This window comes from Klebsiella sp. JB_Kp031 (genome assembly GCF_040064295.1).
Taxonomy (GTDB): domain Bacteria; phylum Pseudomonadota; class Gammaproteobacteria; order Enterobacterales; family Enterobacteriaceae; genus Klebsiella; species Klebsiella quasipneumoniae.
Window position 1 is genome coordinate 90,520 of the sequence record NZ_JBEAJW010000027.1, and the last position, 21,830, is coordinate 112,349.

Annotated in this window: 21 protein-coding genes and 1 tRNA gene; 15 read left to right on the forward strand and 7 right to left on the reverse strand. The window is 56.2% G+C overall.

Features of this window, described 5'->3' with window-relative positions:
- Positions 1-44: 44 nt before the first annotated feature.
- Both ABLV64_RS12200 and argG read right to left on the reverse strand, forming a co-directional pair.
- Positions 45-674 carry a winged helix-turn-helix transcriptional regulator gene (locus tag ABLV64_RS12200; RefSeq protein WP_004206175.1) on the reverse strand — a complete coding sequence of 210 codons (630 nt, stop codon included), beginning with the start codon at positions 672-674 and terminating at the stop codon, positions 45-47.
- A 173-nt stretch (positions 675-847) separates the two neighbouring features.
- Positions 848-2,191 (reverse strand): argininosuccinate synthase, encoded by a 1,344-nt coding sequence (gene argG / locus ABLV64_RS12205; protein WP_004144895.1) that lies wholly within the window; start codon positions 2,189-2,191, stop codon positions 848-850.
- A gap of 307 nt (positions 2,192-2,498) precedes the next feature.
- Between argG and ABLV64_RS12210 the strand changes: the two genes are divergently transcribed.
- The 12 genes from ABLV64_RS12210 (at position 2,499) to mtr (ending at position 16,200) form a co-directional block, all read left to right on the forward strand.
- A tRNA-Met gene (locus tag ABLV64_RS12210) sits at positions 2,499-2,575 on the forward strand.
- Between the two features lie 208 nt (positions 2,576-2,783).
- Entirely contained in the window at positions 2,784-3,236 is a 453-nt protein-coding gene (gene rimP / locus ABLV64_RS12215; protein ID WP_002918364.1) for a ribosome maturation factor RimP, read from the forward strand.
- A 27-nt stretch (positions 3,237-3,263) separates the two neighbouring features.
- Positions 3,264-4,751 carry a transcription termination factor NusA gene (gene nusA, locus ABLV64_RS12220; RefSeq protein WP_002918252.1) on the forward strand — a complete coding sequence of 496 codons (1,488 nt, stop codon included), beginning with the start codon at positions 3,264-3,266 and terminating at the stop codon, positions 4,749-4,751.
- Positions 4,752-4,775: 24 nt separating this feature from the next.
- Positions 4,776-7,466 (forward strand): translation initiation factor IF-2, encoded by a 2,691-nt coding sequence (infB, locus tag ABLV64_RS12225; RefSeq protein WP_004206173.1) that lies wholly within the window; start codon positions 4,776-4,778, stop codon positions 7,464-7,466.
- A 102-nt stretch (positions 7,467-7,568) separates the two neighbouring features.
- The gene (gene rbfA / locus ABLV64_RS12230; RefSeq protein ID WP_002918248.1) at positions 7,569-7,970 is read left to right on the forward strand and encodes a 30S ribosome-binding factor RbfA; all 402 of its coding nucleotides are present in this window, start codon (positions 7,569-7,571) and stop codon (positions 7,968-7,970) included.
- A complete protein-coding gene (gene truB, locus ABLV64_RS12235) occupies positions 7,970-8,914 on the forward strand; it encodes a tRNA pseudouridine(55) synthase TruB (RefSeq protein ID WP_004206172.1) in 945 nt (314 codons plus the stop codon). The genes rbfA and truB overlap by 1 nt, the downstream gene beginning before the upstream one ends.
- A 148-nt stretch (positions 8,915-9,062) precedes the next feature.
- Positions 9,063-9,332 (forward strand): 30S ribosomal protein S15, encoded by a 270-nt coding sequence (gene rpsO / locus ABLV64_RS12240; protein WP_002918244.1) that lies wholly within the window; start codon positions 9,063-9,065, stop codon positions 9,330-9,332.
- A 242-nt stretch (positions 9,333-9,574) separates the two neighbouring features.
- Entirely contained in the window at positions 9,575-11,710 is a 2,136-nt protein-coding gene (gene pnp / locus ABLV64_RS12245) for a polyribonucleotide nucleotidyltransferase (protein ID WP_004206170.1), read from the forward strand.
- A 108-nt stretch (positions 11,711-11,818) separates the two neighbouring features.
- Positions 11,819-12,703 carry a lipoprotein NlpI gene (gene nlpI / locus ABLV64_RS12250; protein WP_004206169.1) on the forward strand — a complete coding sequence of 295 codons (885 nt, stop codon included), beginning with the start codon at positions 11,819-11,821 and terminating at the stop codon, positions 12,701-12,703.
- A gap of 104 nt (positions 12,704-12,807) precedes the next feature.
- Positions 12,808-12,888, forward strand: a complete 81-nt coding sequence (yrbN, locus tag ABLV64_RS12255) for a protein YrbN (protein ID WP_085903200.1) — start codon at positions 12,808-12,810, stop codon at positions 12,886-12,888.
- On the forward strand, positions 12,881-14,812 hold the full coding sequence (deaD, locus tag ABLV64_RS12260; RefSeq protein ID WP_004206168.1) for an ATP-dependent RNA helicase DeaD: 1,932 nt from the start codon (positions 12,881-12,883) through the stop codon (positions 14,810-14,812). Before yrbN ends, deaD begins: the two co-directional genes overlap by 8 nt.
- A 143-nt stretch (positions 14,813-14,955) precedes the next feature.
- The gene (mtr, locus tag ABLV64_RS12265; RefSeq protein ID WP_004206167.1) at positions 14,956-16,200 is read left to right on the forward strand and encodes a tryptophan permease; all 1,245 of its coding nucleotides are present in this window, start codon (positions 14,956-14,958) and stop codon (positions 16,198-16,200) included.
- A 44-nt stretch (positions 16,201-16,244) separates the two neighbouring features.
- On the opposite strand, the gene ABLV64_RS12270 is transcribed toward mtr, so the two are convergent.
- The 3 genes from ABLV64_RS12270 to ABLV64_RS12280 form a co-directional block, all read right to left on the reverse strand.
- Positions 16,245-17,252, reverse strand: coding sequence for an LLM class flavin-dependent oxidoreductase (locus tag ABLV64_RS12270; protein WP_065878028.1), 1,008 nt, complete (start codon positions 17,250-17,252; stop codon positions 16,245-16,247).
- Between the two features lie 143 nt (positions 17,253-17,395).
- The gene (locus ABLV64_RS12275; RefSeq protein WP_064150911.1) at positions 17,396-18,274 is read right to left on the reverse strand and encodes a U32 family peptidase; all 879 of its coding nucleotides are present in this window, start codon (positions 18,272-18,274) and stop codon (positions 17,396-17,398) included.
- Positions 18,275-18,279: 5 nt separating this feature from the next.
- A complete protein-coding gene (locus ABLV64_RS12280) occupies positions 18,280-19,275 on the reverse strand; it encodes a peptidase U32 family protein (RefSeq protein ID WP_004206164.1) in 996 nt (331 codons plus the stop codon).
- Positions 19,276-19,496: 221 nt separating this feature from the next.
- Between ABLV64_RS12280 and ABLV64_RS12285 the strand changes: the two genes are divergently transcribed.
- Positions 19,497-20,021, forward strand: coding sequence for an SCP2 domain-containing protein (locus ABLV64_RS12285; RefSeq protein ID WP_002918231.1), 525 nt, complete (start codon positions 19,497-19,499; stop codon positions 20,019-20,021).
- Entirely contained in the window at positions 20,015-20,518 is a 504-nt protein-coding gene (locus ABLV64_RS12290) for an N-acetyltransferase (protein WP_004206163.1), read from the forward strand. The genes ABLV64_RS12285 and ABLV64_RS12290 overlap by 7 nt, the downstream gene beginning before the upstream one ends.
- Here ABLV64_RS12290 and ABLV64_RS12295 read toward each other — a convergent pair.
- Positions 20,505-20,795: a GIY-YIG nuclease family protein gene (locus ABLV64_RS12295; RefSeq protein ID WP_025999208.1), complete on the reverse strand. Its 291-nt coding sequence runs from the start codon at positions 20,793-20,795 to the stop codon at positions 20,505-20,507. The two genes, ABLV64_RS12290 and ABLV64_RS12295, sit on opposite strands and share 14 nt — an antisense overlap.
- Before the next feature lie 49 nt (positions 20,796-20,844).
- On the opposite strand from ABLV64_RS12295, the gene ABLV64_RS12300 reads away from it, so the two are divergent.
- Entirely contained in the window at positions 20,845-21,288 is a 444-nt protein-coding gene (locus ABLV64_RS12300) for a YhbP family protein (RefSeq protein ID WP_065903871.1), read from the forward strand.
- Here ABLV64_RS12300 and ABLV64_RS12305 read toward each other — a convergent pair.
- On the reverse strand, positions 21,250-21,786 hold the full coding sequence (locus tag ABLV64_RS12305; RefSeq protein ID WP_004206160.1) for a type 1 glutamine amidotransferase domain-containing protein: 537 nt from the start codon (positions 21,784-21,786) through the stop codon (positions 21,250-21,252). The two genes, ABLV64_RS12300 and ABLV64_RS12305, sit on opposite strands and share 39 nt — an antisense overlap.
- Between the last annotated feature and the right edge of the window lie 44 nt (positions 21,787-21,830).

Consider the following 21,830-nt stretch of genomic DNA (forward strand, 5'->3'; position numbering starts at 1 on the left):
AACAGTAAGGTGAATAACGACAAAAAGATGGTGACGGGCGCGGGTTAGAATTTTTCCGGAAGCGAGGCGATACTTTGCAAATAACCGCCGCGGGCAAAGGCAATATAACCGCCTTTCTTTAAGGCTGACAAGACATTGAGAATACTGCTGCGCGACAGATGGGTCCGGTCCTGAATATATTCCAGAATAGACACGCGCTGCCGAGTCTCTTCGGTTAAGAGCATCATTTCCAGCAGATGGTTACGGATCACCGAATAGGTTCGCTGCTGCAGGACCAGATCGTCACGATATACCATATACGAGGTATGATAAGCCAGCAGGCTGGTGACTTCTTCCCACAGGTTGTGCTGACGGAATAGCGCCGACGCCAGGTCATAATCGATACGCAGCAGTTCGGAAGAGACCTCCGCCCGCAGACTATGGCTGCGGCTGGGCTGCAGCATTTCCGCCACGCCGAACAGATGCGGCTCATAGACGGTCACCATCAATAGCTTGTCGGAATTACGAATAATCGACAGCTCGCCTTTTTTAAAAATAAAGAGTTGGGTCTTACCTTTATATTCCCACGTTAGTCTTTTTCTGGCGATCGCGTTAACGGGCGTCGCGTGTGGCTCAAGCACATCGATCAGTCGGTCAATGGCCTTTTGCGGCCTGATCGGCGGTTTAATATTCATGATGTTTATCACCAGATATGAATTAATCAATTGAGGCTATTATAGTTAACAATTTTGCCGGCCGGGTGATAAGGAAAAAATGCCTCTTTTCGATTTTTCTGCTGCTGACTGGTAACAAAAAATAAAAAGCCGGCGGAGAGCCGCCGGCAGAGAGAGTAAACATCGTCAGGCGATTATTTGCCTTTGTTTTCCAGATTTTCAACCTGCGGTAAACCCGTCGCTGAGGAGGCGCTCAGCAGTCCAGACTGCGCGTAGCCGAACAGCTTCTCGCGAGTATCGGTGATATCCAGATTACGCATGGTCAACTGGCCGATACGGTCTTCAGCGGTAAACATGGAATCGCCTTTTTCCATGGTCAGGCGCTCTGCTTTATAGGTCAGGTTGTCTGATACCGTATTGAGGATCGAGTAGTCATTGCCGCGACGCAGCTCAAGGGTGACTTCGCCGGTGATCTGGCTGGCGACCCAGCGCTGCAGCGAATCACGCAGCATCAGCGCCTGGGAATCGAACCAGCGGCCCTGATACAGCAGACGGCCCAGCTGGCGACCGTGAGCGTGATACTGCTCGATAGTATCTTCGTTATGAATACCGGTCAGCAGACGCTCGTAGGCGATATGCAGCAGCGCCATCCCCGGGGCTTCATAAATGCCGCGGCTTTTCGCTTCGATAATGCGGTTTTCGATCTGGTCGCTCATGCCCAGGCCGTGACGACCGCCGATGCGGTTGGCTTCCAGCATCATTTCAACGTCATCGGCGAAGGTTTTGCCATTCAGCGCCACCGGGTGGCCTTGCTCAAAGCGTACGGTGACTTCTTCCGCAGGGATCTTCACGTTTTCGTCCCAAAACTTCACGCCCATAATCGGGTTGACGATCTTGACGCTGGAATTCAGAAACTCCAGATCTTTCGCTTCGTGGGTAGCGCCGAGCATGTTGGAGTCGGTGGAATAGGCTTTCTCGACCGACATCTTGTAGTCAAAGCCGCAGGCGATCATAAATTCGGACATTTCGTGACGGCCGCCGAGTTCATTGATGAAATCGCTGTCCAGCCACGGTTTGTAGATCTGCAGTTCAGCGTTGGTCAGCAGGCCGTAGCGATAGAAACGTTCGATATCGTTGCCTTTATAAGTGCTGCCATCGCCCCAGATGTTAACGCCGTCTTCTTTCATTGCCGCTACCAGCATGGTGCCGGTGACCGCGCGGCCCAGCGGCGTGGTGTTGAAATAGGTCAACCCGCCAGTGGTGTTATGGAAAGCGCCACACTGAATCGCGGCGATCCCTTCTGCGACCAGCTGTTTGCGGCAGTCGATCAGACGGGCACCTTCGGCGCCGTACTCTTTCGCGCGGCGCGGAATAGCATCGTAGTCGTCTTCGTCCGGTTGACCCAGGTTAGCGGTATATGCATAAGGCACGGCGCCTTTTTTGCGCATCCATAACAGCGCGGCGCTGGTATCCAGTCCACCAGAGAAAGCGATACCAATACGTTGACCAACCGGGAGATGCTTGAGAATCGTCGTCATAAAATAAAACCCTGCTCGATAGACTGTGGTGAGTTCGACCCAACAACCTTAACTGCATTTTTATGCATTAATTGTGAGTATTCATTTAACCATCTTTTACTGGCGACAGGAAGGGCTTCATCATCTTTTTGCTAAAAAAGCCTGAAATACCAGCACAAACGGCAATCGGGGGCGCTAAAATGCATGTTGACAAAATATACTAGTTGCCGTTACAATTCATCCCGATTTTATGTCCCGTCTTCGGTACCAAATCCCAGCAGTATTTGCGTCTTTTGCTCAAAAAGAGTAAAATATGCCACGTTTCAGGCGCGGGGTGGAGCAGCCTGGTAGCTCGTCGGGCTCATAACCCGAAGGTCGTCGGTTCAAATCCGGCCCCCGCAACCACTTTCCCATTAAGTACTTTTTCAAATATACTGTGAGGACTAGGTGTCCTTCGTAGCCGAATTTGAAAGAATTCTTGCGGAAGGTGTTCCAGATCGCCATGGCGATCTCAGGGTTCAGTTATCTAAAGCCCCGATTTATCGGGGTTTTTTGTTATCTGACTTCAGAATAACTGGGCTATACGCCCTTTTTTTATGTCTTGGGGGTGGGTTTGTCCACATTAGAGCAAAAATTGACAGAGATGCTCACTGCGCCGGTTGAAGCGCTTGGCTTTGAGCTGGTCGGCATCGAATTTATTCGCGGTCGCACATCCACACTGCGCATCTATATTGATAGTGAAGATGGCATCAACGTTGATGATTGTGCTGATGTGAGCCACCAGGTAAGCGCCGTCATGGATGTCGAAGACCCGATCACTGTCGCTTACAACCTGGAAGTCTCTTCGCCTGGTCTCGACCGTCCGATGTTCACCGCCGAACACTATCAACGTTTCACTGGCGAAGAAGTTGCGCTGGTGCTGCGCATGGCGGTTCAGAACCGTCGCAAATGGCAGGGCATTATCAAAGCGGTAGACGGTGAAATGATCACGGTAACCGTCGAAGGCAAAGATGAAGTGTTCGCGCTGAGTAACATCCAGAAGGCGAACCTGGTTCCCCACTTTTAACAGTCTGGATTGAGGTGAAAGGCCCCGATGAACAAAGAAATTTTGGCTGTTGTTGAAGCCGTTTCCAACGAAAAAGCGCTGCCGCGTGAGAAAATTTTCGAAGCGCTGGAAAGCGCGCTGGCAACGGCCACCAAGAAAAAATACGAACAAGAGATCGACGTTCGCGTTGAAATCGACCGTAAGAGCGGCGATTTCGACACTTTCCGTCGCTGGCTGGTTGTAGAAGAAGTGACCCAGCCGACGCGCGAGATCACGCTGGAAGCCGCGCGTTTCGAAGATGAAAGCATGAACGTCGGTGACTACGTCGAAGATCAGATTGAGTCTGTCACTTTCGACCGCATCACCACCCAGACCGCGAAACAGGTTATCGTGCAGAAAGTTCGCGAAGCCGAGCGCGCAATGGTGGTCGATCAGTTCCGCGAGCACGAAGGTGAGATCATCACCGGCGTGGTGAAAAAAGTGAACCGCGACAACATCACTCTGGATCTGGGCAACAACGCTGAAGCCGTGATCCTGCGTGAAGATATGCTGCCGCGTGAGAACTTCCGCCCGGGCGACCGCATTCGCGGCGTACTGTACGCAGTCCGTCCGGAAGCGCGTGGCGCCCAGCTGTTCGTGACCCGTTCCAAACCTGAGATGCTGATCGAACTGTTCCGCATCGAAGTGCCGGAAATCGGTGAAGAAGTGCTGGAAATCAAAGCGGCGGCTCGCGATCCGGGATCTCGTGCCAAAATCGCGGTGAAAACCAACGACAAGCGTATCGACCCGGTTGGCGCTTGCGTCGGTATGCGCGGCGCGCGCGTGCAGGCGGTTTCCACTGAGCTGGGCGGCGAGCGTATCGATATCGTCCTCTGGGATGATAACCCGGCGCAGTTCGTGATTAACGCTATGGCGCCGGCAGACGTCGCGTCCATCGTGGTGGATGAAGATAAACACACCATGGATATCGCGGTAGAAGCGGGCAACCTGGCGCAGGCGATTGGCCGTAACGGTCAGAACGTTCGTCTGGCCTCGCAGCTCAGCGGCTGGGAACTCAACGTGATGACCGTTGACGATCTGCAGGCTAAGCACCAGGCGGAAGCGCATGCCGCTATCGATACCTTCACCAAATATCTCGATATTGATGAAGATTTCGCGACAGTGCTGGTTGAAGAAGGCTTCTCCTCGCTGGAAGAGCTGGCCTATGTGCCGATGAAAGAACTGCTGGAAATCGACGGTCTGGATGAAGCCACCGTTGAAGCACTTCGTGAGCGTGCGAAAAACGCACTGACTACGCTGGCGCTGGCTCAGGAAGAAAGCCTGGGAGATAACAAACCTGCCGATGATCTGTTGAATCTCGAAGGTCTGGATCGTGCCCTGGCATTCAAACTGGCTGCCCGTGGTGTTTGTACGCTGGAAGATCTCGCTGAGCAGGGCGTTGATGACCTGGCTGATATCGAAGGGATGACCGACGAGAAAGCTGGCGAGCTCATCATGGCCGCTCGCAACATTTGTTGGTTCGGCGACGAAGCGTAATAAACTGTAGCAGGAAGGAACAGCATGACAGATGTGACTATTAAAGCGCTGGCCTCAGAGATTCAGACCTCTGTGGATCGCCTGATACAGCAATTTGCTGACGCAGGCATCCGCAAAACGGCTGATGATTCTGTGACCTCGCAAGAGAAACAAACTTTGTTGACGCACCTGAACCGTGAGCATGGTTCGGCGCCAGACAAGCTGACGTTACAGCGTAAGACGCGCAGTACGTTGAATATTCCAGGTACCGGTGGAAAGAGTAAATCGGTACAAATCGAAGTCCGCAAGAAACGCACCTTTGTGAAACGCGATCCGCAAGAGGCTGAACGCCTGGCCGCGGAAGAGCAGGCGCAGCGTGAAGCGGAAGAGCAGGCCCGTCGTGAAGCTGAAGAAGCAGCGAAACGCGAGGCGCAATTAAAAGCTGAACGTGAGGCCGCAGAACAAGCTAAACGTGAAGTCGCTGATAAAGCGAAACGTGAAGCTGCGGAAAAAGACAAAGTGAGCAATCAACATACCGACGAAATGACCAAAACCGCCCAGGCTGAAAAGATCCGTCGCGAGAACGAAGCCGCGGAACTGAAGCGCAAATCGGAAGAAGAAGCACGCCGCAAACTTGAAGAAGAAGCGCGCCGTGTAGCGGAAGAAGCACGCCGTATGGCAGAAGAAAACGAAAAAAATTGGTCTGAAACTTCAGACAGCCCGGAAGACACCAGCGACTATCACGTCACCACGTCACAGCATGCTCGTCAGGCTGAAGATGATAACGATCGTGAAGTCGAAGGCGGTCGCGGCCGCAGCCGCAGCAGCAAAGCGGCGCGTCCGGCGAAGAAAGGCAACAAACACGCTGAATCGAAAGCCGATCGTGAAGAAGCCCGTGCGGCCGTTCGCGGCGGTAAAGGCGGTAAGCACCGTAAGGGTTCTGCTCTGCAGCAGGGCTTCCAGAAGCCGGCGCAGGCCGTTAACCGTGACGTGGTGATCGGCGAAACCATCACCGTTGGCGAACTGGCTAACAAGATGGCGGTGAAAGGTTCTCAGGTCATCAAAGCGATGATGAAGCTGGGCGCCATGGCGACCATCAACCAGGTCATCGACCAGGAAACCGCACAGCTGGTTGCCGAAGAGATGGGCCACAAAGTTATCCTGCGTCGTGAAAACGAGCTGGAAGAAGCGGTAATGAGCGACCGTGACACCGGCGCGGCGGCTGAACCGCGCGCACCGGTTGTGACCATCATGGGTCACGTTGACCACGGTAAAACCTCGCTGCTGGACTATATTCGTTCTACTAAGGTTGCCTCCGGCGAAGCGGGTGGTATTACCCAGCACATCGGTGCTTACCATGTAGAAACCGACAACGGCATGATCACCTTCCTGGATACCCCGGGCCACGCCGCGTTTACCTCCATGCGTGCTCGTGGTGCGCAGGCGACGGATATCGTGGTTCTGGTGGTGGCGGCAGACGACGGCGTGATGCCGCAGACTATCGAAGCTATCCAGCACGCCAAAGCGGCGCAGGTGCCGGTGGTAGTTGCGGTGAACAAGATCGATAAGCCTGAAGCCGATCCGGACCGCGTGAAGAATGAACTGTCCCAGTACGGCATCCTGCCGGAAGAGTGGGGCGGCGAGAGCCAGTTCGTCCACGTCTCCGCGAAAGCCGGTACCGGTATCGACGACCTGCTGGACGCGATCCTGCTGCAGGCTGAAGTCCTCGAGCTGAAAGCGGTCCGTAACGGGATGGCGAGCGGCGCAGTGATCGAATCCTTCCTTGATAAAGGTCGTGGTCCGGTCGCTACCGTTCTGGTTCGCGAAGGTACTCTGCACAAGGGTGATATCGTTCTGTGCGGCTTCGAATACGGCCGTGTGCGTGCGATGCGTGACGAACTGGGTCGCGAAGTGCTGGAAGCGGGTCCGTCCATTCCGGTGGAAATCCTCGGCCTGTCCGGTGTGCCGGCTGCCGGTGACGAAGTGACCGTGGTTCGTGACGAGAAAAAAGCGCGTGAAGTGGCGCTGTATCGTCAGGGCAAATTCCGTGAAGTTAAGCTGGCGCGTCAGCAGAAATCTAAACTGGAAAACATGTTCGCTAACATGACCGAAGGCGAAGTTCACGAAGTGAACATCGTGCTGAAAGCGGACGTACAGGGTTCTGTCGAAGCGATTTCCGATTCCTTACTGAAACTGTCTACCGACGAAGTGAAAGTGAAGATCATCGGTTCCGGCGTAGGTGGTATCACCGAAACCGACGCCACCCTGGCTGCAGCATCCAACGCGATTCTGGTTGGCTTCAACGTTCGTGCCGATGCCTCTGCGCGTAAAGTTATCGAAGCGGAAAGCCTGGATCTGCGCTACTACTCCGTCATCTATAACCTGATCGACGAAGTGAAAGCGGCGATGAGCGGTATGCTGTCTCCGGAACTGAAACAGCAGATCATCGGTCTGGCTGAAGTGCGCGATGTCTTTAAATCGCCGAAATTCGGCGCCATCGCGGGCTGTATGGTTACCGAAGGGACCATCAAACGTCACAACCCAATCCGCGTGCTGCGTGACAACGTGGTTATCTATGAAGGCGAGCTGGAATCCCTGCGCCGCTTCAAAGATGACGTTAACGAAGTCCGTAACGGCATGGAATGTGGTATCGGTGTGAAGAACTACAACGACGTTCGCGTTGGCGATATGATCGAAGTGTTCGAAATCATCGAAATCCAGCGTAGCATCGATTAATCATCGGATGGCTAAGCCGCCGGGGAAGCGAAGCGCCACCCGGCAATCATTTTAAAAAGGGGCTTTAGGCCCCTTTTTTGTCTTTATTCTGGAGAATTTATTATGGCGAAAGAATTTGGTCGCCCGCAGCGCGTGGCCCAGGAGATGCAAAAAGAGATTGCGATTATCCTGCAGCGTGAAATCAAAGACCCGCGTCTGGGCATGATGACCACCGTTTCCGGTGTGGAAATGTCCCGTGACCTGGCCTATGCCAAGGTGTATGTCACCTTCCTCAACGACAAAGATGAAGCCGCGGTGAAAGCGGGCATCAAAGCGTTGCAGGAAGCCTCTGGCTTTATCCGCTCTCTGCTGGGGAAAGCGATGCGCCTGCGCATCGTGCCGGAGCTGACCTTCTTCTACGACAACTCACTGGTGGAAGGGATGCGCATGTCCAACCTGGTCACCAGCGTGGTGAAACACGACGATGAGCGTCGTGTGAACCCGGACGACAGCAAGGAGGACTGATGAGTCGTCCTCGTCGTCGCGGCCGCGACGTGCACGGCGTATTGCTGCTGGATAAGCCTCAGGGCGCCTCCAGCAACGATGTGCTGCAGAAAGTAAAGCGTATATATAACGCCAACCGCGCCGGACACACCGGCGCGCTGGATCCGCTGGCGACCGGCATGCTGCCGATCTGCCTTGGCGAAGCGACCAAGTTTTCCCAATACCTGCTGGATTCCGATAAGCGCTACCGCGTGATCGCCAAACTTGGCCAGCGCACCGATACCTCCGATGCCGACGGCCAGGTGGTGGAAGAGCGCCCGCTGACCTTTAGCGACGAACAGCTGGCGGCGGCGCTGGACAGCTTCCGCGGCGAGACGCAGCAGGTGCCGTCGATGTACTCGGCGCTGAAATATCAGGGCAAGAAGCTATACGAATATGCCCGTCAGGGGATTGACGTCCCGCGGGAATCCCGGCCGATTACCGTCTATGAGCTGCTGTTTATCCGCCACGAAGGCGATGAGCTGGAGCTGGAGATCCACTGCTCGAAAGGCACCTACATCCGGACGATTATCGATGATTTAGGTGAGAAGCTCGGCTGCGGCGCGCACGTGATTTTCCTGCGTCGCCTGGCGGTGAGCAAATACCCGGTTGAGCGGATGGTAACCCTTGAGCAGCTGCAGGCGCTGGTCGATCAGGCGGCGGCGCAGGATATTCCTGGCGCGCAGCTGCTCGATCCGCTACTGATGCCCATGGACAGCCCGGCCTCGGACTATCCGCTGGTGACCATCCCGGAGACCTCCGCGGTCTATTTTAAAAACGGCAACCCGGTACGTCAGTCAGGCGCGCCGCTTAACGGGCTGGTGCGGGTGATGGAAAGCGAATCCGGCAAGTTTCTCGGCATGGGCGAAATTGACGATGAAGGCCGCGTGGCGCCGCGTCGTCTGGTGGTGGAATACCCGGCGTAAGCGCTTTTCTTGCGATAAAAGCCTGCTACGAGTAGAATATCGCCGCTTAACGTCCGCTAAAGTGTTTTAACATTTTCGGGCGTTGCATCAGGGGTCGCTGAATTAGAGATCGGCACCCTTTCTTTCTTTTAATTTCTGGAGTTCTAAAATGTCTCTAAGCGTTGAAGCTAAAGCAAAAATCGTTTCTGAGTTTGGTCGTGGCGAAAACGACAGCGGTTCTACCGAAGTTCAGGTTGCACTGCTGACTGCACAGATCAACCACCTGCAGGGCCACTTTGCAGAGCACAAAAAAGATCACCACAGCCGTCGTGGTCTGCTGCGCATGGTTTCTCAGCGTCGTAAACTGCTCGACTACCTGAAACGTAAAGATGTTGCACGTTACTCCGCGCTGATCGAGCGTCTGGGTCTGCGTCGCTAATTCTGCGAGTTTCAGAAAAAGGGGCCTGACGGCCCCTTTTTTCGACCGGGCGGCAGCAATTCATTCAAAACTCATGTATTGTTGCTAGTAATGATCTTCATGCAGAGGTTCGCGCGGCTAATGAGAGGCTTCATCCGCAGGGGCGGGTAAAGGTTGTCATTAGTCGCGAGGATGCAGAGGATCGGGTCAATAGACGCTATGTCGTAGATATGGCGTGATTTATAGATAAAAAGGATAGAATTTTGCTTAATCCGATCGTTCGTAAATTCCAGTACGGCCAGCATACCGTGACCCTGGAAACCGGCATGATGGCGCGCCAGGCAACGGCCGCTGTGATGGTTAGCATGGATGACACTGCGGTATTCGTGACCGTTGTGGGCCAGAAAAAAGCGAAGCCAGGCCAGGACTTTTTCCCGCTGACGGTTAACTACCAGGAGCGTACCTACGCTGCCGGTAAAATCCCGGGTGGTTTCTTCCGTCGTGAAGGCCGCCCAAGCGAAGGCGAAACCCTGATCGCGCGTCTGATTGACCGCCCGGTTCGCCCGCTGTTCCCGGAAGGCTTCGTTAACGAAGTACAGGTTATCGCCACCGTTGTTTCCGTTAACCCGCAGGTTAACCCGGATATCGTCGCGATGATCGGCGCTTCCGCAGCGCTGTCCCTGTCTGGTATTCCGTTCAATGGCCCAATCGGCGCCGCGCGCGTGGGTTACATCAACGACCAGTACGTACTGAACCCGACCCAGGAAGAGCTGAAGTCCAGCAAACTGGATCTGGTGGTGGCCGGTACCGAAGCGGCCGTACTGATGGTGGAATCCGAAGCGGAACTGCTGAGCGAAGACCAGATGCTGGGCGCGGTGGTCTTTGGCCACGAGCAGCAGCAGATTGTTATCCAGAACATCAACGACCTGGTGAAAGAAGCCGGTAAACCACGTTGGGACTGGCAGCCGGAAGCCGTCAACGAAGCGCTGAACGCGCGCGTTGCTGCGCTGGCTGAATCCCGCCTGAGCGATGCTTACCGTATCACCGACAAACAAGAGCGTTACGCTCAGGTTGATGTGATCAAATCTGAAACCATCGCTACGCTGGTTGCAGAAGATGAAACCCTGGACGCTAACGAACTGGGTGAAATCCTGCACGCTATCGAGAAAAACGTGGTTCGTAGCCGCGTGCTGGCCGGTGAGCCGCGTATCGATGGTCGCGAAAAAGATATGATCCGTGGTCTGGACGTTCGTACCGGCGTTCTGCCGCGTACTCACGGTTCCGCACTGTTCACCCGTGGCGAAACGCAGGCGCTGGTTACCGCGACGCTGGGTACCGCACGCGATGCGCAGAACATCGATGAACTGATGGGCGAGCGTACCGACTCCTTCCTGTTCCACTACAACTTCCCTCCGTACTCCGTAGGTGAAACTGGCATGGTGGGGTCTCCGAAGCGTCGTGAAATCGGTCACGGTCGTCTGGCTAAGCGCGGCGTTCTGGCCGTGATGCCGACTATCGAAGAATTCCCGTACACCGTACGGGTGGTGTCTGAAATCACCGAATCTAACGGCTCTTCTTCCATGGCTTCCGTCTGCGGTGCCTCTCTGGCGCTGATGGACGCTGGTGTGCCGGTGAAAGCCGCCGTGGCGGGTATCGCCATGGGTCTGGTGAAAGAAGGCGACAACTTCGTCGTGCTGTCTGACATCCTCGGTGACGAAGACCACCTTGGCGATATGGACTTCAAAGTAGCGGGTTCCCGCGACGGTATCTCTGCGCTGCAGATGGATATCAAAATTGAAGGTATCACCAAAGAAATCATGCAGGTTGCATTGAACCAGGCTAAAGGTGCGCGTCTGCACATCCTGGGCGTGATGGAGCAGGCGATTAACGCGCCGCGCGGCGATATCTCTGAATTCGCACCGCGTATCCATACCATCAAGATCAACCCGGACAAGATCAAAGACGTTATCGGTAAAGGCGGTTCTGTTATCCGTGCCCTGACCGAAGAGACCGGTACCACCATCGAAATCGAAGATGACGGTACCGTGAAGATCGCAGCGACTGACGGCGACAAAGCACAGCATGCTATCCGTCGTATCGAAGAGATCACCGCTGAGATCGAAGTTGGCCGTATCTACAATGGTAAAGTGACCCGTATCGTTGACTTTGGCGCGTTCGTTGCCATCGGCGGCGGTAAAGAAGGTCTGGTTCACATCTCGCAGATCGCTGACAAGCGCGTTGAGAAAGTGACTGACTACCTGCAGATGGGTCAGGAAGTGCCGGTTAAGGTTCTGGAAGTTGACCGCCAGGGCCGTGTCCGTCTGAGCATCAAAGAAGCAACTGAACAGACTCCGTCTGCCGCAGCGCCGGAAGTTCCGGCTGCCGAGCAGGGCGAGTAAGGTTGCCGTTAGCCCTCCGCTTTTGCGGAGGGCGTTTTACGGGCAGGACGCCTCGTTTGCAGCCGGGGAACAGGACGTTCATCCAATCGTTGTCTTCGGGAGTGGGAAATGAAGCCTTTTTTGCGCTGGTGTTTCGTGGCGACAGCTCTCACGCTGGCAGGATGCAGTAGCACCGCCTGGCGTAAGGACGCCGTCCTCGCAGTACCATTGCAACCGACTTTACAGCAAGAAGTGATTCTGGCACGTATGGAACAAATTCTTGCCAGTCGGGCTTTATCCGATGACGAACGCGCACAGCTTTTATATGAGCGCGGAGTGTTGTATGATAGTCTCGGTCTGAGGGCATTAGCGCGAAATGATTTTTCACAAGCGCTGGCAATCCGACCCGATATGCCTGAAGTATTCAATTACTTAGGTATTTACTTAACGCAGGCAGGCAATTTTGATGCTGCCTATGAAGCGTTTGATTCTGTACTTGAGCTTGATCCAACTTACAACTACGCGCACTTGAACCGCGGTATCGCCCTGTATTACGGCGGCCGGGCTAAGTTAGCGCAAGATGATCTGCTGGCGTTTTATCAAGACGATCCCAATGATCCTTTCCGTAGCCTGTGGCTTTATATCGCCGAGCGTAAACTCGACGAGAAGCGGGCGCTTGAAGCACTCAGAGAGCGCTTAGACAAGTCGGACAAAGAGCAATGGGGATGGAACATTGTCGAGTTCTACCTTGGCGACATTAGCGAAAAAGAGCTGATGACTCGTCTGAAGGCAGACGCAACGGATAACACCTCGCTCGCTGAGCATCTCAGTGAAACCAACTTCTATTTAGGTAAGTACTACCTAAGTCTGGGGGACAAGGACAGCGCTACGGCACTGTTCAAACTGGCGGTCGCCAACAACGTACATAACTACGTTGAGCACCGATACGCATTGTTGGAATTATCGCTCTTGGGCCAGGAGCAAGATGACCTGGCAGAATCGGACCAGCAATAGCTGACGAACACATCAGCCCATAGTTTTTTGCTTGCCATCACCTTCGCGGGTGAGGGCGTTGTTGTTCGTTAATACACCTACTTTGAGCCGGTTCACACTTTTCAATGAAAATTACCGTAAATTTTCACGATGAGTTATGTAGACTGGCCGCCATTAATTTTGAGGCACACGTACTACATGGCTGAATTCGAAACCACTTTTGCAGATCTGGGCCTGAAGGCTCCTATCCTTGAAGCGCTTAACGATCTGGGTTACGAAAAACCATCTCCGATCCAGGCTGAGTGCATTCCGCATCTGCTGGACGGCCGCGACGTTCTGGGTATGGCCCAGACCGGTAGCGGTAAAACCGCAGCGTTTTCTTTACCGCTGCTGAACAACATCGATCCTGAGCTGAGAGCACCACAGATCCTGGTGCTGGCGCCGACCCGCGAGCTGGCGGTACAGGTTGCTGAAGCAATGACGGAATTCTCTAAACATATGCGCGGCGTAAACGTGGTTGCCCTGTACGGCGGCCAGCGTTATGACGTGCAGCTGCGCGCCCTGCGTCAGGGTCCGCAGATTGTTGTCGGTACCCCGGGTCGTCTGCTGGACCACCTGAAGCGCGGCACCCTGGACCTCTCTAAACTGAGCGGTCTGGTACTGGATGAAGCAGATGAAATGCTGCGCATGGGCTTTATCGAAGACGTAGAAACCATTATGGCGCAGATCCCGGAAGGGCATCAGACCGCGCTGTTCTCCGCCACCATGCCGGAAGCGATCCGTCGCATTACCCGCCGCTTTATGAAAGAGCCGCAGGAAGTGCGTATTCAGTCCAGCGTGACCACTCGTCCGGACATCAGCCAGAGCTACTGGACTGCCTACGGTATGCGTAAAAACGAAGCGCTGGTGCGTTTCCTGGAAGCGGAAGATTTTGATGCGGCGATTATCTTCGTCCGTACCAAAAACGCGACCCTGGAAGTGGCTGAAGCGCTGGAGCGTAACGGCTACAACAGCGCGGCGCTGAACGGCGACATGAACCAGGCGCTGCGTGAGCAGACCCTGGAGCGTCTGAAAGACGGTCGTCTGGATATCCTGATTGCGACTGACGTGGCAGCCCGTGGTCTGGACGTTGAACGTATCAGCCTGGTGGTGAACTACGACATCCCGATGGATTCTGAATCCTACGTTCACCGTATCGGTCGTACCGGTCGTGCGGGCCGCGCGGGCCGCGCGTTGCTGTTCGTTGAGAACCGTGAACGTCGTCTGCTGCGCAACATCGAACGTACGATGAAGCTGACCATCCCGGAAGTGGAACTGCCGAACGCAGAGCTGCTGAGCAAGCGTCGTCTGGAAAAATTCGCCGCGAAAGTCCAGCAGCAGCTGGAAAGCAGCGATCTGGACCAGTACCGTGCGCTGCTGGCGAAAATCCAGCCGACGGCGGAAGGCGAAGAGCTGGACGTGGAAACGCTGGCTGCCGCGCTGCTGAAAATGGCCCAGGGCGAACGCTCGCTGATCGTGCCGCCGGATGCGCCGATGCGTCCGCGTCGTGAGTTCCGTGACCGTGACGATCGCTTCGAGCGTCGTGGCGACCGCAACGATCGCGCTCCGCGTGGCGATCGCGAAGATCGTCCGAAGCGTGAGCGTCGTGACGTAGGCGATATGGAACTGTATCGCATTGAAGTGGGTCGCGATGACGGTGTTGAAGTGCGTCATATCGTTGGCGCGATCGCTAATGAAGGCGATATCAGCAGCCGCTACATCGGTAACATCAAGCTGTTCGCTTCTCACTCCACCATCGAACTGCCGAAAGGGATGCCGGGCGAAGTGCTGCAGCACTTTACTCGTACCCGCATCCTGAACAAGCCGATGAACATGCAGCTGCTGGGCGATGCGCAGCCGCGCACCGAACGTCGTGGCGGTGGTGAACGTCGTGAAGGCGGTCGTAGCTTCGGCGGTGAGCGTCGTGAAGGCGGTCGTGGCTTCGGTGGCGAGCGTCGTGAAGGTGGTCGTGGTGATGGTCGTCGTTTCAGCGGCGAACGTCGTGAAGGCCGTGCGCCGCGTCGTGACGATGCATCCGCGCCGCGCCGCGATGACTCTGCCGGTCGCCGTCGCTTCGGTGGCGATGCATAATTAACGCAGCCCGCTAGCGTAAACTAAATAATACAGCCCCGATCGTCATGATTGGGGCTTTTTTTATTTCTTTTGTACTCGTGTACTGGTACAGTGCTTCGCACCCATCGTGGGAAAGTATTTTTGACTGGAGATTTCGGTAAATGGCGACACTAACCACTACGGCAACCCGTCCGTCCCTGTTTGGCGGCGTGGTGATCATCGGCGGCACGATTATCGGCGCGGGTATGTTCTCGCTGCCGGTGGTGATGTCCGGCGCGTGGTTTTTCTGGTCGCTGGCGGCGCTGGTTTTCACCTGGTTCTGCATGCTGCACTCCGGTCTGATGATCCTCGAGGCCAACCTTAACTACCGGATCGGCTCCAGCTTCGACACCATTACCAAAGACCTGCTCGGCAAGGGCTGGAACCTGGTCAACGGCGTGTCGATCGCCTTTGTGCTGTATATCCTGACCTACGCCTATATTTCAGCCAGCGGCTCGATACTACATCATACGTTTAGCGAGATGTCGCTGAACGTGCCGGCGCGGGCGGCGGGTTTTGGCTTTGCGCTGCTGGTGGCATTTATCGTCTGGATGAGCACCAGGGCGGTGAGCCGCATGACGGCTATTGTGCTCGGCGCCAAGGTGATCACTTTCTTCCTGACCTTTGGCAGTCTGCTGGGGCACGTCGAGCCGACGACGCTGTTTAACGTTGCGGAAAAGAACGCCTCCTATGCGCCATATCTGCTAATGACGCTGCCGTTCTGCCTGGCCTCGTTTGGCTACCACGGCAATGTGCCGAGCCTGATGAAATACTACGGCAAAGATCCACGCACCATTATCCGCTGCTTAACCTACGGTACGCTGCTGGCGCTGGGTCTGTACGTGGTCTGGCTGCTGGTGACGATGGGCAATATCCCGCGTCCGCAGTTTATCGACATCGCGCAGAAGGGCGGCAATATTGATGTGCTGGTGCAGGCCCTGAGCGGGGTGCTGAACAGCCGGAGCCTGGATCTGCTGCTGGTGGTATTCTCTAACTTTGCCGTCGCCAGCTCGTTCCTTGGCGTCACGCTGGGGCTGTTCGACTACCTGGCGGATCTGTTTGGTTTTGACGACAGCGCGCTGGGGCGCTTTAAAACTGCGCTGCTGACATTTATTCCGCCGATGATGGGCGGGCTGGTGAAACCCGATGGCTTCCTCTACGCCATCGGCTATGCCGGCCTGGCGGCGACGATCTGGGCGGCGATTGTACCGGCGCTGCTGGCTCGCGCCTCGCGTAAACGCTTCGGCAGCCCACAGTTCCGCGTATGGGGCGGAACACCGATGATTGTGCTGATCCTACTGTTTGGCCTTGGCAATGCGGTTGTACACATTCTGTCGAGCGTTAATCTGCTGCCGGTTTACCAGTAAGAGGCTTACCCGGTGGCGCGACGTCCACCGGGCCTGGATTTTGATTAACCCAACAATTCCTCTTTCACCTGCATCGCTAAATCGAAAGAATGCAGCCGCGCCTGGTGGTCGAAGATCTGGCCATTGACCATGATTTCGTCCGCCTCGGTTTCCCGCATAATCGACTCTAAGCCGTGGCGGACTTTAGTTTTATCACCCACCAGCGACATGCGCAGCGCCTGCTGCACGCCATACTGCTCGGACGCTGACCACAGCTGATGCATATTTTCCACCGGCGGCGGCAGCTGTCCGGTTTCGCCGCGACGCAGCTTCACAAACGCCTGCTGCATGGAAGTGAAGAGAAACTCCGCATCGCGGTTGCTGTCGGCGGCGATGATATTGATGCACACCATGGCATACGGTTTTTCCAGCCGCGCGGAGGGCGTAAAGTTGCTGCGATACAGGTGCAGGGCCTGGAACAGCATATCCGGCGCGAAGTGCGAGGCGAATGCGAACGGCAAACCGAGCTGCGCCGCCAGCTGGGCGCTGTAGAGGCTTGAACCCAGCAGCCACACCGGAATGCGCTCCCCGTAGCCGGGAACCGGGCGCACGTGCGGGTTCGGATCGCGGGCGTCAAACCAGTCCACCAGTTCCCCCACGTCGCGCGGGAAGTTATCGACATCGCCGCTCATATGGCGACGCAGGGCGCGCATGGTGGGCTGATCGCTGCCCGGCGCGCGGCCAAGGCCGAGGTCTATACGCCCGGGATAGAGGGTGTTCAGGGTGCCGAACTGCTCGGCGATCACCAGCGGCGAATGGTTGGGCAACATCACGCCACCGGAACCCAGATGCAGGGTAGTGGTATTGGCGGCGAGATAGCCAATCAGCACCGAGGTCGCTGCGCTGGCAATGCCGACCATATTGTGGTGCTCCGCCAGCCAGTAGCGGTGATAACCGCGCGATTCGGCCAGCCGGGCGAGATCCAGAGAGTGGGTAAAGGCTTCTTTGGCAGAAGATCCTTGCGGGATCGGCGCCAGATCGAGCACCGAGAACGGAACAGATTTGTCAGTCATAAAGGCTCACTTTGCTACAGCATCGTCATCAGATTGAAGGTCTTCTTCCAGCCTGGTGCATCCAGGACGCGCCAGCCAGAAAAGCTGCATCTTTAATAATGCATTAAAATCTGAGCACTGCTGTTAACAAAGTGAGCGGTTTATCAGGCCTGCAGCGCCAGCCCGGGCAGCCGTTTCCAGTAGCCGTTGCAATCGCTGTTGCCGGTGAGCGCCAACGGCGCAGCGCCGTTTTCATTGGCGCGGAAGGCGTCGAGCATGGCGAAGGTCTCGTTGCCCATCGGCGACAGGCGTACCATATCCACCAAGCCGTGCATGGACGTCAGCTCATTGCCCAGGTTGTAGACATAGCCGCTCATGGTCTGGATACCGTTGAGCACGAACACCTGCTGGTTCTCCTGGGACAGCATGCTGCGTCCGGTTGGGTATTTGATGCAGCAGGTCTCGCACTCATCCTTTGGCCTATCTTCCGAGCGGGCGGTAAAGCAGCGGGCGGAATAAGCCAGCGGCAGATGGCCGTAGCTCAGTACTTCGACTTCAAACTGATTGCGAATGCCCAGCTCTTCGCACTGGGTCAGTAAATTAGCCAGCCAGTCGCGGGAAAGCTCCACCGGCATGCACCAGCGCACCATGCCCTGTTTTAACAGCAGGCGCAGGGTAACGGCGTTGTAGCAGTTCAGCGCATGCCCGGCGACGAACGGCAGCTTGCGTTCGGCGCAGAGGTTAACCACGCCCAAATCGCTGGCCTCAATCAGGAACTCCCCGTTATCGACATAGCGCTTCAGCTCGCCCAGTTCGGAGGAGGCCTGCACCAGTGCGAGAGTAGACAGCACCACCTGTTTGCCGCTGCTCGCCAGCGCTTTCGCCATCTCAATCCAGTCGCCGACTTTGGTGGCACGGCGTTTGCTGCACACCGCTTCGCCGAGATAAATGGTGTCGGCGCTGCAGTTGGCTGCCTGCTGGTAAAAATCTTCCAGCGTCTCTTTTGGCCAGTAGTAAAGCACCGGCCCTAATGAATATTTCATGTTTCTCACTGCCATTTACGGTGGTAGGCGCCAAGGGTGGTTTGTGTCCCTTCGGACATGGAGCCAAGGGTTTCCATCCATGCGGATTGCGGCACGAAATTCTGTGGATCGGCTTTGCAGCGATCGATCGCCTGGCGCCAGACTTTCGCTACCTGGGTGACGTAGGCCGGGCTGCGCTGACGGCCTTCGATTTTCACTGAGGCGATATTGGCGGCCATCAACTCCGGCAACAGTTCCAGGGTATTGAGGCTGGTGGGTTCCTCCAGCGCGTGATAGCGCTCGCCATCGACCAGGTAGCGGCCTTTACACAACGTCGGGTAACCGGCGTTTTCCCCATCCTGATAGCGGTCAATCAGCACTTCATTGAGGCGCGATTCCAGCCCCTGTGGGGTTTGCTGCCAGCGCACGAAGCGGGCAGGCGAGCAGGCGCCGACGGTGTTGGGCGATTCGCCGGTCAGGTAGGAAGAGAGATAGCAGCGGCCTTCCGCCATGATGCACAGGCTGCCGAAGGCAAAGACTTCCAGCGGCACCGGCGTGGCGCGAGCCAACTGTTTCACCTGGTGAATAGATAACACCCGCGGCAGTACGACGCGCGCCACGTCGAAGTTGCGATGATAGAAGCGAATGGCCTCTTCATTGGTGGCGGAAGCCTGTACCGAGACATGGCGTTCTATATGCGGATAGCGCTCCGCGGCGTACTCCAGCATGGCGATATCGGCCAGAATGAGCGCATCGGCGCCCAACTGAGCCGCCATATCCACCGCGCGCTGCCAGCGGGCGTAGCCGTCGGGGTGGGCGAAGGTGTTGATGGCGATATGCAGCTTACGACGGTGCTGATGCACAAAGCTGACGGCTTCCTGCAGTTTCTTTTCGGTGAAATTAAGGCCGGCAAAGTGGCGGGCGTTGGTGTCATCTTTCAGCCCGATATAGACGGCATCGGCGCCGTTTTCGATGGCCGCCTTAAGCGCCGGAAGGTTACCGGCTGGGCAGAGCAGCTCCATAATTTTTCCTGAAAAATGCGGCCCGTCAGGGACGCTGAATGGTTAACGAGCAGGGATTTTAGTTAACCTTCTGGTGACAATTTTTGATTTGAGGCAGTTAAAAGTGTATTGGCGGCGCCAATAACGGGCTGCCGTCATCGCGTTTTTGTTGATTTACGCCGCTATGTTGTTTATGTGATATGGCACAATAGCGGCACAATTGCATTCATGGAGTAAAGCTTGTGTTGGATAAACTGCGTTCCCGGCTGGTCCACTTTGGCCCGTCTTTAATGAGCGTGCCGGTTAAGCTGGCGCCTTTTGCCCTCAAGCGCCAGGTGCTGGAGCAGGTGCTTAGCTGGCAGTTTCGCCAGGCGCTGGCGGAGGGAGAGCTGGAGTTTCTCGAGGGGCGCTGGTTAAGTATTCATGTGCGTGACATCGGTCTGCTGTGGTATACCTCGGTAGTCGATGGTCGCCTGGTGGTCAGCCAGCAGGCGGACGCCGACGTCAGCTTCAGCGCCGACGCCAGCGATCTGTTAATGATCGCCGCGCGCAAGCAGGATCCGGATACGCTATTCTTCCAGCGTCGTCTGGTTATTGAAGGCGATACGGAGCTGGGGCTGTATGTAAAAAATTTGATGGACGCCATTGAGCTCGAGCAGATGCCCAAAGCGCTGCGCGTGATGTTGCTGCAACTGGCGGATTTTGTCGAAGCTGGACTGAAGAGCCCGCAGAAACCTGAACAGACATCGGTAGGTGAGGCATGCTGATTCGAGTGGAAATTGGGATTGATGCACCGGGAATCGACGCGCTGCTGCGTCGTACCTTCGGCCGCGATGCCGAAGCGCAGCTGGTGCACGATCTGCGTGAAGATGGACTGATCACGCTGGGGGTAGTGGCGACGGATGATGAAGGCCAGGTGATCGGCTACGTTGCCTTCAGCCCGGTTGCGGTGGAAGGTGAAGAGCTACAGTGGGTCGGCCTGGCGCCGCTGGCGGTGGATGAACGCTACCGTGGACAGGGCATTGGCCGGCAGCTGGTCTATGAAGGGCTGGATTCGCTGAATGAGTTTGGCTATGCCGCGGTGGTGACGCTGGGCGACCCGGAGTTATACCGTCGCTTTGGTTTTGAACCGGCCGCGCGCTTCGATCTCCGCTGCCGCTGGCCGGACAGCGCGGAGGCGTTCCAGGTGCACCGCCTGGCGGATGACGCCCTCGAAGGTGTCCACGGCCAGGTCGAATACAGCGACCACTTTAATCGTTTTTGAGCCTTGCCAGCAGGGTTTCGACGGTATCTTCTCCGGCAACGAGGCGCTCTTTTTCGCGCTTCGTTAGCTGCTTAATGCGGTATTCCAGCCGCAAAGCAAGTGAGTGTTCACCAACTTCATGGCTAAAGGCCAGCTGCAGGTCGCCTTTGCCGCGCAACGCCTTCGCGCCTTTCCCTGCCTGATGCTGGCGAAAGCGGCGCGGCACATCGGTGGTGATGCCGGTATAGAGGCGATTATCCGCGGTTCGAATGAGATACAGAAACCAGCACACGGTTATAAAGTCACTATGGTAAGGTGTAGGCACCATAGCATAATGGAGAAGAAAGATGGATACGCTTGCCGCCATTGGCCGCTGGCTGAGTAAACAGCACGTCGTCACCTGGTGCGTCTCCCACGACGACGAGCTGTGGTGTGCGAACGCCTTTTACGTCTATGACCCGGATAGCGTGGCCTTTTACGTGCTCAGCGATGAGCACACCCGCCACGGCCAGATGACCGGCGAGCGGGCAAAGGTGGCCGGCACGGTCAACGGCCAGCCAAAAACCGTGGCCCTGATCCGCGGCGTGCAGTTCCAGGGCGAGATCCGCCGACTGCGCGGCGACGAAGAGGCGCGTATGCGTCAGCGCTACGTCAAGCGCTTCCCGGTGGCCCGCATGTTGTCGGCGCCGGTTTGGGAGATTCGTCCGGACGAAATCAAGTTTACCGACAACACGCTGGGGTTCGGGAAAAAGCTACACTGGCGGCGCGATGCCGGCGCCGAGCAGGCGTAGCGCTTCGCGATTGAAGGCCGGCAGATCGTCCGGCGTTCTGCTGGTGACCAGCTGTTCGTTATCGACCACCACCTCCTGGTCGTAGAACTCGCCCCCCGCGTTTTTCACATCCACCACGATCGGTTTTACCGCCGTGAGCTTACGCCCGCGGATCACATCGGCGCTGATCAGCAGCTGCGGGCCGTGGCAGATGGCGAAGACCGGCTTCCCGCCGTTGACAAAATCGCGGGTAAAGGTGACAAAGCGTTCATCCCCGCGCAGCTGGTCAGGGGAATAGCCCCCGGGCAGCAACAAGGCATCAAATTCACCCGGTGTGACGTCATCGATGGCCCGATCGATGGCGACCTCTGCTTCTCCCTGTTTACCCTTCACCGTCTTGCCAGCCTGCTTTTCGATGGTCACGACCTGATGCCCGGCGAGCTTAAACGCCTCGGCGGGAGAGGTAAATTCAGAATCTTCAAAGTCGTCGGTAATGAGCACGGCTATCTTTTTACTCATGTTTCCTCCGCTATCTGGATGGTCAATGAGGTAATTCCATGAGG

Coding starts and splice junctions, on each gene's coding strand:
- ABLV64_RS12200 (WP_004206175.1), bottom strand. CDS start 674: ATGAATATTAAACCGCCGATCAGGCCGCAAAAGGCCATTGACCGACTG.
- argG (WP_004144895.1), bottom strand. CDS start 2,191: ATGACGACGATTCTCAAGCATCTCCCGGTTGGTCAACGTATTGGTATC.
- nusA (WP_002918252.1), top strand. CDS start 3,264: ATGAACAAAGAAATTTTGGCTGTTGTTGAAGCCGTTTCCAACGAAAAA.
- infB (WP_004206173.1), top strand. CDS start 4,776: ATGACAGATGTGACTATTAAAGCGCTGGCCTCAGAGATTCAGACCTCT.
- rbfA (WP_002918248.1), top strand. CDS start 7,569: ATGGCGAAAGAATTTGGTCGCCCGCAGCGCGTGGCCCAGGAGATGCAA.
- truB (WP_004206172.1), top strand. CDS start 7,970: ATGAGTCGTCCTCGTCGTCGCGGCCGCGACGTGCACGGCGTATTGCTG.
- rpsO (WP_002918244.1), top strand. CDS start 9,063: ATGTCTCTAAGCGTTGAAGCTAAAGCAAAAATCGTTTCTGAGTTTGGT.
- nlpI (WP_004206169.1), top strand. CDS start 11,819: ATGAAGCCTTTTTTGCGCTGGTGTTTCGTGGCGACAGCTCTCACGCTG.
- yrbN (WP_085903200.1), top strand. CDS start 12,808: ATGAAAATTACCGTAAATTTTCACGATGAGTTATGTAGACTGGCCGCC.
- deaD (WP_004206168.1), top strand. CDS start 12,881: ATGGCTGAATTCGAAACCACTTTTGCAGATCTGGGCCTGAAGGCTCCT.
- mtr (WP_004206167.1), top strand. CDS start 14,956: ATGGCGACACTAACCACTACGGCAACCCGTCCGTCCCTGTTTGGCGGC.
- ABLV64_RS12270 (WP_065878028.1), bottom strand. CDS start 17,252: ATGACTGACAAATCTGTTCCGTTCTCGGTGCTCGATCTGGCGCCGATC.
- ABLV64_RS12275 (WP_064150911.1), bottom strand. CDS start 18,274: ATGAAATATTCATTAGGGCCGGTGCTTTACTACTGGCCAAAAGAGACG.
- ABLV64_RS12280 (WP_004206164.1), bottom strand. CDS start 19,275: ATGGAGCTGCTCTGCCCAGCCGGTAACCTTCCGGCGCTTAAGGCGGCC.
- ABLV64_RS12290 (WP_004206163.1), top strand. CDS start 20,015: ATGCTGATTCGAGTGGAAATTGGGATTGATGCACCGGGAATCGACGCG.
- ABLV64_RS12300 (WP_065903871.1), top strand. CDS start 20,845: ATGGATACGCTTGCCGCCATTGGCCGCTGGCTGAGTAAACAGCACGTC.
- ABLV64_RS12305 (WP_004206160.1), bottom strand. CDS start 21,786: ATGAGTAAAAAGATAGCCGTGCTCATTACCGACGACTTTGAAGATTCT.